This window comes from Nocardia testacea NBRC 100365, from assembly GCF_000308775.1.
Taxonomy (GTDB): Bacteria; Actinomycetota; Actinomycetes; order Mycobacteriales; family Mycobacteriaceae; genus Nocardia; species Nocardia testacea.
On sequence record NZ_BAGJ01000011.1, the window covers coordinates 185116 to 200101 of the forward strand.

The window sequence follows — 14986 nt, forward strand, 5'->3', positions numbered from 1 at the left end:
GCTGCCGATCATGTCTTGGCTGTCAGCGCCGAGCTCAATCGGCGGCTCATATGAGCAGCGTGCCGACTTCTCACCGTGCTGGAACAATCAGGTCCACGGTCGGGAAGTAGCCCTTGAAGCGTTGTTCGTCTCGGGTGAGCAGCCGGTATCCGGCCACCGCGGCGTGCGCGCCGATATAGAAGTCGGGCATGGGTGAGCGTTTCGTCCCGTCATTGCGCCTAGAGCGCTGATAGGCCTTGCCGGCCAGGAATCCGGCTCGGAAGGGCAGCGGTTCCCGGACGAAATCCTCGGCCGGAAGCAGCCTGTCCAGCACTTCGACCGTTTCGTAGCCGACCGATACTTCCGCGTAAACGATCGGATTGATGACCACTCGGCCGAAGTCGACTGCTTCGGCCAGCCTTTCGGCCGACCACTGCGCCCAGTTCTTGTCGTCGGTCAGTACGTCCAGAAGAACGCAGGAGTCGACCAGGGTCGTCGGACCACCGATCGGCCGCAGGTTAGTCACCACGGAGCAGTTCCATGATCTCGTCGGTGCTCATACCCTCGATCTCTTTGCTGTCTGCGGTACCGCGCATCCGATCGACCAGCCGCTGACCACGTGTGGGGGTGTTATCGCTCCGGACGATTCGCAGCGCGCCGTCGACCTCGATTACCTCCACTTCATCTCCTTCATGAAGGTTGAACCTTGCGCGTAAGGCGGAGGGGATAGTGACCTGGCCCTTGCTGTTGAGTATCACCGCGCGCTCCTGTCATAGGTAATACGTGTAATACGTAATACTACGCGCGGTGATATCACTCGGGAGTGGCAGCTCAGGCCGATTCGGGGACGAACTGCGCCAAGGGGAGCAGGTGGTCGGTGGCCCCGCCCAGGGCGAACTCGTTGCGGGTGGCGGCGGTGAAGTAGTTGTGCACGATGTGGTCACGGTCGATACCGACGCCGCCGTGTACGTGGACCAGGGTGTGGGCGACCTGATGGCCCGCCTCCGCGGCCCAGAACTTCGCGGTGTGCACAGCCCCGGTGGCGTCCAGGCCCTCCGCGAGCTGCCAGGCGGCCTGGGTGACGGTCAGGCGCAGGCCCTGCAGGCCGATGTAGCTGTCCGACAGGCGCTGGGCCACGGCCTGGAAGCTGCCGATGGCGCGGCCGAACTGTTCGCGTTCGCGCGCGTAGTCGGCGACCAGTTCCAGGGATCGTTCGAGGGTTCCCAGCTGCTGGGCGGCCAGGCCGAGCCAGGCGCGGTCGAGTAGCCAGTCCAGGATCCGGGCGCCGTCCTCGACGGTGCCGAGCAGTTCGGCCGGCGCGTCGGTGAACTCCACCAGCGATTCGGCGCTCCGGTCGGTCACCTGCTGGGCGGTCACAGTGACGGAGTCTGCCGAGGGGTCGACCAGGAAGACCGCGGCGACTCCGGACACCGTCGCGGGGACCAGAATCCGGGCCGCGCGGTCGGCGACCGGGACCGTGGTCTTGGTGCCGGTGACGCGCCAGCCGCCGTCGATTTCGGTGGCGGTCGTGGTGGGGCGGGCCGGTTCCCAGTTGTGCTCTTCGGCCAGCGCCACGGTCAGGATCGCGGTGCCCGCCCCGGCGGCGGTGGCGAGCTGCTTCTGCTCGGCGGACCCGAACTCGGCCAGCGCACCCGCGCCCAGGACGACCGACCACAGGTAGGGCACCGCGGCGACGGCTTTGCCGAGTTCGCGCAGGATCGCGGTCTGTTCGAGTGAACCGAAGCCGCTACCGCCCACTTCCTCGGGCAGGGCGGCGGCGAGCACACCGGTCTCCGCGAGCGATTTCCACAGCGGCTCGTCGAACTTGGCGGTCCCTGCGTCCAATTCGCGCAGGCGATCGGCGGTGACCAGTTTGCCGCAGACCTCGCCGGTGAGCCGGGCCAGATCCGACTGGGCTTCGGTGGGGGTGAAATCCATGGTGAACTCCTGAATCGGGTATCAGCGGCCGGAGGCGGGCTGCTTCAGAGCGGTCATGGCGATGATGTCGCGCTGCACCTCGTTGGTGCCGCCGCCGAAGGTGAGGATCAGGGCGGCGCGATGCATCCGCTCGAGCCGGCCGCGCAGGACCGAGCCGGGGGAGTCCTGCCGCAGCGAGGCCTGCGGGCCGAGGACCTCCATGAGCAACCGGTACGCCTCGGTGGACAGTTCGGTGCCGTAGACCTTGCAGGCCGAGGCGTCCCACGGGCGCGGCGCGGCGTCCCCGCCCGCGTCCACCCGGCTGGCGATCTCCCAGTTCATCAACTTCAGGTATTCGACCTTGGCGTGCACCCGCGCCAGGTTGAGCTGCACCCATTCGCGGTCGAAGATCCGGGAGCCGTCCGCGGCCTTCGTCTCCTTGGCCCACGCGGTTGTCTGGGCCAGGGCCAGCTGCAGCGCGGCGGCGGAGGTCAGGGCGACCCGCTCGTGGTTGAGCTGATTGGTGACCAGCGGCCAGCCGCCGTTCTCCGGGCCGACCAGCGAGGTGACCGGGACGCGCACATCCTGGTAGTAGGTCGCGCTGGTGTCGGGGCCGGCCATGGTGTGCACCGGGGTCCAGGAGAAGCCCTCGGCGTCGGTGGGCACGATCAGCATGCTGATGCCCTTGTGTTTCTTGGCGGTGGGATCGGTACGTACGGCCAGCCAGATGTAGTCGGCGTAGGCGATGAGGCTGGTCCACATCTTCTGGCCGTTGATCACGTAGTCGTCGCCGTCGCGTACCGCGGTGGTGCGCAGGCTCGCCAGGTCGGTGCCCGCTCCGGGCTCGGAGTAGCCGATGGCGAAGTGCAGTTCGCCGGCGGCGATCTTGGGCAGGAAGAACTTCTTCTGCTCGTCGCTGCCGTAGTGCATGATCGTCGGCGCGACGGAGTTGATGGTCAGGAACGGCACCGGGGCGCCCGCGATGGCGGCTTCGTCGGTGAAGATCAACTGATCCAGCATGGGCCGGTTCTGGCCGCCGAACTCCTCGGGCCAGCCCAGCGCCAGCCAGCCGTCGCGGCCCATCTCCGCGACGACCTCGCGGTACACATTGCCTTGGCCGTACTCGCCGGTCTGGGAACTGAGCGCGGCCCGCCGTTCGGGAGTGATCAGCCGGGCGAAGTATTCGCGCAACTCGGCGCGTAGCCGGTCATGTTCCGGGGTATACGCAATGCGCATAGCGGTACCTCGAGCCTTCGTTCTGCGGGATGGGAGATGGGGGCCTGGATGTGGGATCGCGCCGCGCTCACCCGTCGAGAGCGCGGAATGGATCTCCGATACCTTGCTCCGATCATTGCATATGCACTGAAACATGTTCCAGTATTGAAGAGTAATCAGCCCATGTAGCCCGTCTGCGCGGCCGGTGCTTGTTAGGCTTCGGCCATAGGGCGGGAAAAGGAGTTTCGATGAAGGTCAGCGTTGACTTCGATCAGTGCGAAGCGAACGGAATCTGTGCGGGAATCGCTCCCGACGTCTTTGAACTCGATGACGAGGACATGCTGCACGTTGCCGAGGGCGAGGTCGCGCCGGATCAGGAGTCGCAAGTGGCCGAAGCGGTCGCGCAATGCCCGAAAGCGGCGTTGCGTTTGCTGTGAATCGGCTCTTGCCGTGAATAAGAACACGTTCTAGAGTCGGCCCGGTGAGCGATACAGATACCAGCCTTGCCGGGCGAGTTGCGATCGTGACCGGAGCGGGTGCGGGCCTCGGTAGGGCCGAAGCGCTCGCCCTGGCCGCGGCCGGTGCCTCGGTCGTGGTCAACGACCTGGCCGAGTCCGACGCCGTGTCCGAGACGCTGGAGCAGGTGCGGGCACTCGGCGCCAAGGCCGAGTTCGTGGCCGGCAGCGTCGCCGAGCGGTCCACCGCCGACGCGTTGATCACCGCGGCCACCGAATCCTTCGGTGGTCTGGACGTCGTGGTCAACAATGCGGGTATCACTCGCGACAAGATGCTCTTCAATATGTCCGACGAGGACTGGGACGCGGTCCTCGCGGTCCATCTGCGTGGCCACTTCCTGCTGACCCGCAATGCCGGTGCCTACTGGCGTGCGAAGTCGAAGGAAGCCGGTGCGCCGGTCTACGGCCGGATCGTCAACACCTCGTCCGAGGCCGGGCTGCTCGGTCCGGAGGGGCAGGCCAACTACGCGGCCGCCAAGGCCGGTATCACCGCCCTCACGCTGTCCGCCTCGCGCGCGCTGAACCGGTTCGGTGTCCGGGCCAACGCCATCTGCCCGCGAGCGCGCACCGCCATGACCGAACAGGTCTTCAGCGCGGCCCCCGAGGGCGAGGTCGATCCGCTCTCGCCCGACCATGTGGCGCGATTGGTGGCCTACCTGGCCTCTCCCGCGGCCGACGCGGTCAACGGCCAGGTGTTCGTGGTGTATGGACCCATGGTCGCGTTGATGGCCGCGCCGGAGGTCGAGCAACGGTTCGACGCCGCGGGGGCGCAGTGGTCAGGTGACGATCTGGCCACCACGCTGACCGGTTACTTCGCCGGGCGCGAAGAAGGTCGTACGTTCTCTGCAACGGCTCTGCACGAACTGGGTTGAGCGCCGTCGTCGGAGCGTATCGCGAGGTTTCGGCTCCCGATGCGTCCGGTGAGAGTTGAACAACCGTCCAGTCATTGGTAAACAGAGTGGTCGACTGTGCCCGGCCTCACACAATGATGCTCAAGGCGTATGAATCGTGTTGCAATCCCGCTGTCTGGTATTGCAGCAAGTTTCCAGTTCAGAAGCCTCAAAATGGCCCCATTTAGGAAATGAACGTGTTCTACTTATCGGGGCGCGCGCCGGGTTGTACTCCGAGCTGCCGCCAGCGGGACCAGTAGTCGGGCAAGGAGGATCATCAGTGACCGAGGTCCTTACCGTGCCATTGCGGGCCGTCGGCGGATTCTTCGAACTCGCCGCGGCTGTGGCCCGCGCCAGTCTGCGCCGGCCGTTCCAGATGCGCGAGTTCATCGACCAGTCGTGGTTCGTCGCGCGAGTGTCCATCATTCCGACACTGCTCGTGGCCATACCCTTCACCGTGCTGGTGAGCTTCACCCTGAACATCCTGCTGCGCGAGATCGGCGCCGCCGACCTCAGCGGCGCGGGCGCGGCCTTCGGCGCGGTCACCCAGGTCGGCCCGATCGTCACCGTGCTCATCGTGGCCGGCGCCGGCGCCACCGCCATCTGCGCGGATCTCGGGGCCCGCACCATCCGCGAAGAGATCGATGCCATGAAGGTGCTCGGTATCGATCCCATCCACCGCCTGGTGGTCCCGCGGGTGCTGGCGTCGATGTTCGTGGCGCTGCTGCTGAACAGCCTGGTGTGCACCATCGGCATCGTGGGCGGGTTCCTCTTCTCGGTCTATCTGCAGGACGTGAATCCCGGCGCTTTCGTCAACGGCATCACCCTGCTCACCCATCTTCCCGAATTGCTCATCTCCGCGGTCAAAGCCGGGCTTTTCGGCTTGATCGCCGGCCTGGTGGCCTGCTATCTGGGTTTGAATGTCAAAGGTGGTCCCAAAAGTGTCGGTGATGCGGTGAACCAGACAGTGGTTTTCGCCTTCATGGCGCTGTTCGTGGTGAATGTCGTGGTCACCGCCGTCGGCCTCAAATTCGCGGTGCGGTGATATGTCGGCCTCGGTGATCATCCAGTCCCGCTTCCCGAAAGTCGTCCGCCGCGTCCGCCGCTGGTCCACCTCCCTGGACAATCTCGGCAAGCAGGCGGTGTTCTACGGCAAGGCGATCGGTTCGATGCCGCGCGCGCTGGTGCACTACCGCACCGAGACGATCCGGCTCATCGCCGAGATCAGCATGGGCAGCGGCGCGCTGGCGGTGATCGGCGGCACCGTGGTGATCGTCGGCTTCCTCACCCTCTTCTCCGGCGGCACCATCGCCGTGCAGGGCTACAGCTCACTCGGCAATATCGGGGTCGAGGCGCTGACCGGTTTCTTCGCGGCATTCCTCAATGTCCGCATCGCGGCCCCGGTGATCTCCGGAATCGGCCTGGCGGCCACCATCGGGGCGGGTTCCACCGCGCAGCTGGGGGCCATGCGGGTGGCCGAGGAGATCGACGCCCTGGAATCCATGGCGATCCGGCCGGTGCCGTACCTGGTGGGCACCCGGGTACTCGCCGGAATGATCGCGATCGTGCCGCTCTACGCGCTGGCCGTGATCGCGTCGTTCATCGCCAGCCGATTCGCCACCGTCGTCATCTACGGTCAGTCGGCCGGTGTGTACGACCACTATTTCTCCACATTCCTTATTCCGAGCGACATTCTGTGGTCGTTCGCCCAAGCCATTTTCATGGCGCTGGCGGTGATGATGATCCATACCTATTACGGCTACAACGCGGCGGGCGGCCCGGTGGGGGTGGGTGTCGCAGTGGGTAACGCAGTGCGCAGCTCACTGGTCGCCGTGGTCACGGTGACCCTGCTGATCTCCCTCGCCGTCTACGGCACCTCCGGCAACTTCAACCTTTCCGGATAGCCGCGATGACGGGACTGATGCGAGCGAACAGCTTGGGGACAGGGGCGTCGAACGCCACCGCGGGTGGGTCGTCCCGCGGAGGTGAAGATCCCTGGGCCCCCATCGGGGCGAATCGCTGGACCTCGGTCCGCGAGAAGGCCGGGCTGAAACTGGCCGGGGTGGGAATGGTGCTGGCGGCCGTGGCGGCCGTGACCGTCTCGCTGACCATGTTCTTCGGCGGTTTCACCCCCAGCGTCGAGGTGACCGTGTCCGCGCCGCGCAGCGGACTGGTGCTCGACCCGGACGCCAAGGTGAAGGTGCGCGGAGTGCAGATCGGGCGGGTCTCCGGAATCGACCGCACCCCCGACGGTACGAATCTGCGACTGGCCCTGAACCCCGACCTACTGCACCTGGTCCCGGCCAACTCCACCGTCGATATCCGCTCGACCACGGTCTTCGGTGCCAAGTACATCAACTTCGTGATCCCGCCGGAGCCCGCCGCGAAATCCCTGCAACCGGGCGCGCTGCTGGCGGCCGATCAGGTGACCGTCGAGTTCAACACGCTGTTCCAGCATCTCAGCGATGTCCTCGCCGATGTGCAGCCGGAGAAGCTGAGCGCCACGCTGACCGCCCTGGGCACGGCGTTGCAGGGCCGCGGCGAAAGCCTCGGTCGGTTGCTCGCCGACAGCGACGCCTACCTGCGCGAGATCAACCCGATGCTGCTGACTCTGCAGCGCGACCTGAACACCACGGCCGCGGTGAGCAACCTCTACGCCGACGTCTCCGGAGATCTGCTGCGGACCGTGGACGGCGCGACGGTCAGCAGCCGCACGCTCGCCGAATCCGAATCCGATGTCGACTCACTGCTGGCGAATATCACCGGTATCGCCGATACGACGGGTGCGGTGCTGCGCGACAACGAGGGGCAGATCAATACCGCCCTGGACCTGCTGCGCCCGACCGGTGAGCTGCTGAACGGGTACAAGGAAGCGTTGTTCTGCCTGATCGGCGGTAGCGCCAAGGCGCTGCCACTCGGTGAGGCGGTCTTCGGCGGCGGACAGGAAGGTGTCGCCCTGAACACGGGATTCATGTACGGGTCTCCGCCCTACACCTATCCGAACGATCTGCCGAAGGTGAACGCCACCGGCGGGCCGCGGTGCGCGGGGCTGCTGGACCGGGTGCCGGACAGCCACTCCGACTATGTCGTCACCGATACGTCGGAAGGGCACCCCTACACGCCGTCGACGAAGCTGCAGACGAACGCGCCCAAGGTTTTCCAGGTACTGTTCGCCGGACTCCCGGGGGTGGGACAGCCATGAGGAACACCGGTACCACCGTCAAACTCGCCATCTTCACGCTGGTGATGACGCTCGTGTTCGCCGGCCTGGCGGTGGTCTTCTCGCAGATGCGTTTCTCCCGGGAAACCGGTTACAACGCGGTCTTCACCAGCGCCTCGGGCATGCTGCCCGGCGACAAGGTCCGGATCGCCGGCGTGCCGGTCGGGTCGGTCTCGTCGGTGAAGGTCGACGACGAGTACCACGCGCATGTGGAGTTCGATGTCGACACCAAATACAAGCTGCTGACCAGCACCCGCGCGACCATCCGGTACGAGAACCTCGTCGGTGACCGTTATCTGGAGCTGCTGGAAGGCCCCGGCGAGGCGACCACCCTGCACAAGGGCGGCACCATCGGCCTGGACAAGACCGCACCCGCACTCGACCTGGACATGCTGCTGGGCGGATTCAAACCGCTGCTGCGCGGGCTGAACCCGGCACAGGTCAACGATCTGACCAATGCGCTGCTACAGATCTTCCAGGGACAGGGCGGCACCCTGGTCGAGCTGCTCAACAGCGGCGGATCGTTCACCAGGACCCTCGCCGACCGGGACGCGCTCATCGGCAGCGTCATCGACAATCTGAACTCGGTGCTGAAAACCATCGACGATCGCGGCGATCAGTTCGCCACCACCATCGACGAACTGCGTCGTCTGGTGAGCGGGCTGGCCGCGGACCGCGACCCGATCGGTGCCGCACTGCCGCGCATCGCCGACGCCACCGCCGCCACCACCGATCTGCTGGCCCAGGCCCGCCCCGACCTGGCCGCGACCATCGCGCAGACCGGGCGGCTGGCCACCAATCTCGACAACGGTTCGGACACCGTGCAGTGGGTGCTCGACAAACTGCCGGCCACCTATCGCAAGCTGATCCGCATCGGTTCCTACGGTTCGTTCCTGCAGCTGTACGTATGCCGGACGAACTTCCTGATCGACGGTCCGGACGGGAAACCGCTGCTGCTCGAACTACCCGGTGAGCAGACGACCGGAAGGTGTGCCAGCGAATGAGAGAGCAATCGCGTGCGGTGACCATCGGCGTCGTCGGGTTGGTGCTCGCCGTGGCGGTCGCGCTGTCGGCCCTGCAGTTCGAACGGCTGCCCTTCATCCGCGGCGGGGCCACCTTCACCGCCTACTTCGCCGATGCCGGTGGCCTGGTCACCGGTGACGATGTGGAGGTCGCCGGGGTCCGTTCGGGCAAGGTCGAGGATGTAAGCCTGGACGGTGCGCAGGTGCTGGTGCGGTTCAGTCTCGACGAGTCCATCGTGCTCGGCGACAAGACCTCGGCCGCCATCAAGACCAATACGGTACTGGGCCGTAAATCGCTGGCCGTCAACCCGGCCGGCGACGGGGCCCTGAAGGTCACCGACACCATTCCGCTGGCCCGCACCACCTCGCCGTACTCGCTGAACGAAGCGCTCAGCGATCTCGCCGGAACCGTGGGCGATCTCGACCTGCAGAAGGTGGATCAGACACTGGACACCCTGTCGGCCGCGTTCGCCGACACCCCGGCCCCGCTGCGGTCCGCGCTGGACGGTGTCACCGCGCTCTCGCGCAGCATCAACGCCCGCGACCAGGCGCTGTCGGATCTGCTGACCCGGGCCCAGAACGTCACCAAGATCCTGGCCGACCGGGCCGATTCCATCAACGCGCTGCTCGTGGACGGTAATCAGCTGCTCGGCGAACTGGACCGGCGGCGGACCGCGATCAGCCAGATGATCGTGTACGTGAACGCGCTCGCCCAGCAGCTGTCCGGGCTGGTGCACGACAACGAGGCACAGTTGCAGCCGGCACTGGACAAACTCAACTCGGTCCTGGACCTGCTCCAGCGCAACCGGGACAACATCAACGGCGCGCTCGACGGCCTGGGCCCGTTCGCCGCGGCGCTCGGTGAACAGGTCGGCAGCGGACCGTACTTCAACGCCTACGTCGTCAACGCCAGCAGTGAGACGCTGCACCCGCTGGTGGACGCGCTGGTCTGGCCGCAGCATCTGCCCGAATCGCTGCGCGCGTATCTGCTCGAACCCGGTCCCAAGATCGGCCCGTCCGTACAGGAGCCGCCGCGATGAGGTGCCGTACCGATGCTTCGGTCTCCCCGGACCGTATGCCTCCGCTTGGCGGAGGCGCGATGCGGCGATTCCGCCGCCGCCCGGGCCTCGACGGACTGCGTGAACCTGCTCCGAGGAGGAACCCGTGACCACTCTGACGGACAAGGTTCGGGCCATTCCGCGTAAGTGGGTGGCGATCGTCGCCGGTGTCGTGGTGGTGGCGCTGGTTGCCTTCGGCGGATACACGGCCTACCAGCAGATCACCAAGAACGAGATCACCGCCTACTTCACCTCCACCAGCGGCCTCTACGCGGGCGACGAGGTGCGGGTACTCGGCGTGCCGATCGGCCGGATCGACGGCATCGAACCGGGCAAGGACCAGGTGAAGGTCACCATGTCGGTGGACGGCAGCGTGGACCTGCCCGCCGACGCGCGCGCGGTGATCATCGCCCCGTCGCTCGTCTCGGCCCGGTTCATCCAGATCGCACCCGCCTACACCGGCGGGGAGAAACTCGGTGACGACGCGGTGATCCCGATCGACCGCACCGCGGTCCCGGTCGAATGGGACGACATCAAAACCGAGCTGAACAAACTCTCCACCGCGCTCGGTCCCGTCGGGGACGACCCGCAGGGTTCCTTCGGCCGGTTCGTCGACACCGCCGCGAACAACCTGGACGGCAACGGCGACCGCTTCCGGGCCACCCTGCACGAACTCTCCGCCACCCTGACGACACTGTCCGACGGCCGCACCGACCTCTTCGGCACCATTCGCAACCTGCAGAAATTCGTGGATGTGCTGTCCAAGAGCAACGATCAGATCGTGGAATTCGGTGGCCGGCTCGCCTCGGTGTCGTCGGTGCTGGCCGGGGTCTCGCAGGACCTGGGCGCCGGCCTGGACAACCTGGATCTGGCGCTCGGCGATGTGCACCGGTTCCTGGACAGCAGCGGCACCGAACTCACCGAGGGGGTGCAGCGACTGGCCGATGTGACCCAGATACTGGTCGACAAACGACCACAACTCGAACAGGCACTGCATTCGGGCCCGACCGCGCTGGTGAACTTCTACCAGATCTACAAACCCGCCCAGGGCACGCTGACCGGCGCCATCTCGCTGAACAACTTCGCCGATCCGCTGAGCTTCCTGTGCGGTTCGGTACGCGCGCTCGAACAGAACGAATCCGAGACCAGCGCCGACCTGTGCGCCCAGTACCTCGCCCCCGTGCTCAGTTCGCTGGCCATGAACTACCTGCCCATCATGACCAACCCCGCCACCGGCGTCACGGCGTTCCCGAACCAGTTGCAGTACACGACGCCGGATCTGGCCGGGAAGGTGGACCCGCAGAAGGTGGGCCCGCCGGCCGCACCCGAACCGGCGCCGATCACCGTGCCGGCCGGGGTCGCGGGACTGGCCATCCCCGGTGTGCAACTGCCCGGGATACCCGGTCTGCCCGGAGGAGGACGATGATGCGCCGGCTCGACTCGAGGGCGCCGGGCGTCCGGCGCCGGATCGCCGCGGTGGCCGCGGGGCTGACGCTGGCGCTGTCGGCCACGGGCTGCCAGTACGACGGACTCAACTCGTTGCCGATGCCCGGCACCGAGGGCACCGGCGAAGGGTCCTACAAGGTCCGGATCCAGATGCCGAACGTGACCACGCTGACCCGGAACTCACCGGTGCGCGTCGACGACGTCGCGGTCGGCACGGTGACCGATATCGAGGTCGAGGACTGGCACGCCCTGGTCACGGTATCGCTGAACCCCGGCGTGGTACTGCCGGCCAATGCCACCGCCAAGATCGGTCAGACCAGTCTCCTCGGCAGCAACCACGTCGAACTGGCGCCGCCGAACGGCGTGCCGCCGGAGGGGCGGCTGGCCGACGGCGACGTGATCCCGCTGGACCGGGCCGGGGTCTATCCGACCACCGAACAGGTGCTGTCCTCGCTGTCGGTGGTGCTCAACGGCGGCGGCATCTCCCAGTTGGAGAACATCACCACCGAACTCAACAAGGCGCTCGTCGGCAACGAGGACGAGGTACGCGACCTGATCCCGCAGATGAACGACCTGATCCGCAATCTCGATGCGCAGCGGGGCGACATCATCGCCGCGATGGAGGGCCTGGACCGGGTCAGCGGGCAGTTCGTCCAGCAGACCGATGTGGTGGCCGCGGCCATCGAGGAGATCCATCCGGCGCTCACCGTGCTCGCCGACCGGCGGCAGAACATCACCACCACCATCACCAAACTCGGTGAGCTCAGTGATGTGGTGAACCGCCTGATCGCCGCGAGCGGCGACAACCTGAAAGCCAACCTGGCCAATCTGGCCCCGGTCCTGCAGACCCTCGCCGACACCGGCGCCGATCTCACCGAATCGCTGAAGATCATCGCCTCCTTCCCGTTCCCGCTGAAGAACCTGGACAAGGCGATCAAGGGCGACTATCTGAACCTGTTCATGACCGTCGACCTCACCGGCGCGCGACTGGATTCCAACTTCCTCACCGGCACCGGGCTCGGCGGAATGTTCGGCGGGGTCGAGGTCGCGCTCGGTCAGGTCGCCGGACCCGCCGGACAGCAGGGCAATCCGCTCACCACCCCGCTGGCCCCGCCGCCACCCGCGCCGGCCGGGGGAGAACAGCCGCAACCGACAATTCCAGGGCTGCCGCCGATTCCCGGCCTGCCCGCCATTCCCGGGCTCACGGTGCCGGTGCCCGGGCCGCAGCCGCAAGGGGGCGAGGGCCCGTGACACTCACCCGTTTCGTCCGGATCCAGCTGACGATATTCGCGATCCTCACCGTGGTCGGGCTGGCCGTCATGGGCGGCACCTATGTGGGCGTGCCCGCGCTGCTCGGTATCGGCCGCTACGAGGTCACGCTGGAGCTGGCGGCCACCGGCGGGCTCTACCAGAACGCCAATGTCGCCTACCGCGGCACGAATGTCGGGGTGGTCCGGGAGGTCCGGCTCACCACCGAGGGCGTCGAGGCGAAGCTGTCGGTCGACAGCGACTACAAGATCCCCGCCGACTCCTCGGCGCTGATCCGTAGCGTCTCGGCGATCGGCGAACAGTACGTCGACCTGGTGCCGCCCCCCGATCCGGGGGACGCCAACCTCTACGACGGCAGCGTGATCCCGGTGGACCGCACCGAACTCCCCCAGGATGTGGGAGCGCTGCTGGACCAGGCCGACCGTCTGCTGGCCAGCGTCGCCGACACCCGGCTGCGGCAGGTCATCGATGAGGCGTTCCGGTCGTTCAACGGCGCCGGTCCGGATCTGCAGCGTTTCATCGACTCCGCGTCATTGCTGGTCCAGGAGGCCAACGACAATGTGGGCCCGACCAAACAGCTGATCGAGCAGATCGGGCCGCTGCTGGACACCCAGGTGAACTCCGATGCCGCGATCCGCTCCTGGACCCGGGATCTGGCGACTGTCACCGATACGCTGCGCGCCCACGATCCGGCCTTGCGTAACATCCTCGCCACCGGCCCGGCCGCGCTCCAGCGGGTGACCCGGCAGTTCGACGATCTGCGGCCCACCCTGCCACTGCTGCTGAACAACCTGGTGAGCCTGGGCCAGGTGGGCGTCACCTACCACTCCGGTCTGGAACAGATCCTGGTGGTGTATCCGCCGCTGATCGCCGCCCTGCTCACCGCGGTCCGCGGCCCGATGGAATACGGCGCGCTGGTCGACTTCATGACCGTGCTCAACGACCCACCGCCGTGCACCACCGGCTTCCTGCCGCCCGATCAGCGTCGCGATCCGAGCGAGCTCGACACCATCGACACGCCCGAGGGTCTTTACTGCAAGGTGCCGCAGGACGACAAGACCGCGGTGCGCGGGATCCGCAATACGCCGTGCATGGAATATCCCGGCCGCCGGGCGCCGAGCCCCGAACTGTGCCGGACCGGCTATGTTCCGCTCGGTACCAATCCGCCCTTCGGGCCGCCCCAGCCGGTCGCTCCGACCGAACCGCCGGCGCCGGTGGCGCCCGCGGCCGCTCCCGACACGGCGCCGGGGGTTGCGGGAGTACCCCCGGCACCTGCTAGTTTCTCGGGCGCAAGCACCCCCGCCGCCGCGCTCTCCTACGATCCGGCCACCGGGGTCTACACCAGCAGCGACGGACGCAGCTACCGTCAGGGCGATATCGCCCCCGGCGGTTCGGGCACCGTACCCGCGGATTGGCAGGCAATGTTCGAGGAGCAGCAACGATGAGCGAAACCAAGGACCCCCGCCGCCCCCGCCGCCGGGCCAGCCGCACGGCGGGCCCGCCCCCGGCCGAGGCCGCGGCGACCGAGAAGCTCACAACCGGAGCCGCCGATCCCGCAGCGGCGGAGGAAGCGGCCGCGGAGACGGTAGCCACCGGGAAAGCAGCGAGTTCCGCCGAGCAGACCGCAACGGTCACCCCGAAGGCCGGAGCAGATTCCGCGAAGACCGCAAAAGCCGAGCCGGCCACCGCGGCGACCGCGAAGGGGACGGTCGGGGTCGGCGAGAAATCCGCTGCCGAGCCCGCCACCGAAAAGGTCACCCTGGGTGAAGCCGCCGAAGGGGCGCCGGGGTTCGCCGGGGCAGCGGAGAGCCCGGCGGAAACCGTGCGGTTGACGAAGGCCGGTGCGGCCGCCGATTCCACCGAGCATGTCGGCGACGACTCCGCGTCCGACGAGTCCGGAACCACGGAGACTCCGGCGTCCGGCCGGTCGTGGAAGCGGGTCGTGGCCCTCGCCGCGGCGGCCGTACTGGTGATCGGGCTGGTCGGCGCCGCCGTGGTCTCGGTATTCGCCGTGCAGTCCACCCAGCAGCGCGACGAACGCCGTTCGGAATACGTGGCCACCGCGCGGCAGACGGTTCTCAACCTGACCACCATTCGCGCCGATACCGCCAAGGAGGATATCGACCGCATCCTCACCATGGCCTCCGGAGAATTCAAAACCGAATTCGACGGCCGGGTGGACCCGTTCACCGAGATCGTGAAACAGGCCAAGGTCGTCTCCACCGGCGAGGTGGTGGAGGCCGCGGTCGAACGCGACGACGAGAACTCGGCGGTGATCCTGGTGGCGGCGAAGCAGACGCTCACCAATGCGGGGTCGGAGGAACAGCAGCAGCGGTTCTATCGATTCCGGGTGACCGTGCAGCGGGCCGACGACGGCACGCTGACCGCCTCGGACGTCAAGTTCGTGGCATGAGACCGGCCAGCATGACCGGGCCGAACCCGCATGCCGAGAGGA

General features: G+C 67.0%; 15 protein-coding genes. 11 read left to right on the forward strand and 4 right to left on the reverse strand.

The annotated features are described in order from the left end of the window. Positions 1-70: 70 nt before the first annotated feature. The 4 genes from ON38_RS02370 to ON38_RS02385 form a co-directional block, all read right to left on the reverse strand. On the reverse strand, positions 71-508 hold the full coding sequence (locus tag ON38_RS02370; protein WP_218000729.1) for a type II toxin-antitoxin system VapC family toxin: 438 nt from the start codon (positions 506-508) through the stop codon (positions 71-73). Beyond that, positions 498-737, reverse strand: coding sequence for an AbrB/MazE/SpoVT family DNA-binding domain-containing protein (locus ON38_RS02375; protein ID WP_039821900.1), 240 nt, complete (start codon positions 735-737; stop codon positions 498-500). The genes ON38_RS02370 and ON38_RS02375 overlap by 11 nt, the downstream gene beginning before the upstream one ends. A 73-nt stretch (positions 738-810) precedes the next feature. Further along, complete coding sequence (locus ON38_RS02380) at positions 811-1917, reverse strand: acyl-CoA dehydrogenase family protein (protein ID WP_039821902.1); 1107 nt, start codon at positions 1915-1917, stop codon at positions 811-813. A 21-nt stretch (positions 1918-1938) separates the two neighbouring features. Then, positions 1939-3132 carry an acyl-CoA dehydrogenase family protein gene (locus tag ON38_RS02385; RefSeq protein ID WP_039821904.1) on the reverse strand — a complete coding sequence of 398 codons (1194 nt, stop codon included), beginning with the start codon at positions 3130-3132 and terminating at the stop codon, positions 1939-1941. Between the two features lie 227 nt (positions 3133-3359). Here ON38_RS02385 and ON38_RS02390 point away from each other — a divergent pair, with 227 nt between their 5' ends. From ON38_RS02390 to ON38_RS33885, 11 genes are all read left to right on the forward strand, one after another. After that, positions 3360-3548, forward strand: coding sequence for a ferredoxin (locus tag ON38_RS02390; protein ID WP_030522901.1), 189 nt, complete (start codon positions 3360-3362; stop codon positions 3546-3548). A gap of 44 nt (positions 3549-3592) precedes the next feature. Next, complete coding sequence (locus tag ON38_RS02395; protein ID WP_039821905.1) at positions 3593-4498, forward strand: 3-oxoacyl-ACP reductase; 906 nt, start codon at positions 3593-3595, stop codon at positions 4496-4498. 298 nt (positions 4499-4796) lie between these two features. Continuing rightward, positions 4797-5561, forward strand: coding sequence for an MlaE family ABC transporter permease (locus ON38_RS02400; protein ID WP_030522899.1), 765 nt, complete (start codon positions 4797-4799; stop codon positions 5559-5561). A 1-nt stretch (position 5562) separates the two neighbouring features. Then, positions 5563-6420 carry an MlaE family ABC transporter permease gene (locus ON38_RS02405; protein ID WP_039821906.1) on the forward strand — a complete coding sequence of 286 codons (858 nt, stop codon included), beginning with the start codon at positions 5563-5565 and terminating at the stop codon, positions 6418-6420. Between the two features lie 164 nt (positions 6421-6584). Then, positions 6585-7718 (forward strand): MCE family protein, encoded by a 1134-nt coding sequence (locus ON38_RS02410; protein WP_051164289.1) that lies wholly within the window; start codon positions 6585-6587, stop codon positions 7716-7718. After that, positions 7715-8740: an MCE family protein gene (locus ON38_RS02415; protein ID WP_039821908.1), complete on the forward strand. Its 1026-nt coding sequence runs from the start codon at positions 7715-7717 to the stop codon at positions 8738-8740. The genes ON38_RS02410 and ON38_RS02415 overlap by 4 nt, the downstream gene beginning before the upstream one ends. Beyond that, positions 8737-9798 (forward strand): MCE family protein, encoded by a 1062-nt coding sequence (locus ON38_RS02420; RefSeq protein WP_039821910.1) that lies wholly within the window; start codon positions 8737-8739, stop codon positions 9796-9798. The genes ON38_RS02415 and ON38_RS02420 overlap by 4 nt, the downstream gene beginning before the upstream one ends. A gap of 124 nt (positions 9799-9922) precedes the next feature. Next, a complete protein-coding gene (locus ON38_RS02425; protein WP_373281184.1) occupies positions 9923-11242 on the forward strand; it encodes an MCE family protein in 1320 nt (439 codons plus the stop codon). Beyond that, on the forward strand, positions 11239-12513 hold the full coding sequence (locus tag ON38_RS02430; protein WP_373281185.1) for an MCE family protein: 1275 nt from the start codon (positions 11239-11241) through the stop codon (positions 12511-12513). The genes ON38_RS02425 and ON38_RS02430 overlap by 4 nt, the downstream gene beginning before the upstream one ends. Beyond that, positions 12510-13976, forward strand: coding sequence for an MCE family protein (locus ON38_RS02435; RefSeq protein ID WP_039821911.1), 1467 nt, complete (start codon positions 12510-12512; stop codon positions 13974-13976). Before ON38_RS02430 ends, ON38_RS02435 begins: the two co-directional genes overlap by 4 nt. Continuing rightward, on the forward strand, positions 13973-14944 hold the full coding sequence (locus tag ON38_RS33885) for an Rv1363c family protein (RefSeq protein ID WP_051164276.1): 972 nt from the start codon (positions 13973-13975) through the stop codon (positions 14942-14944). The genes ON38_RS02435 and ON38_RS33885 overlap by 4 nt, the downstream gene beginning before the upstream one ends. The last annotated feature ends 42 nt before the right edge of the window (positions 14945-14986 follow it).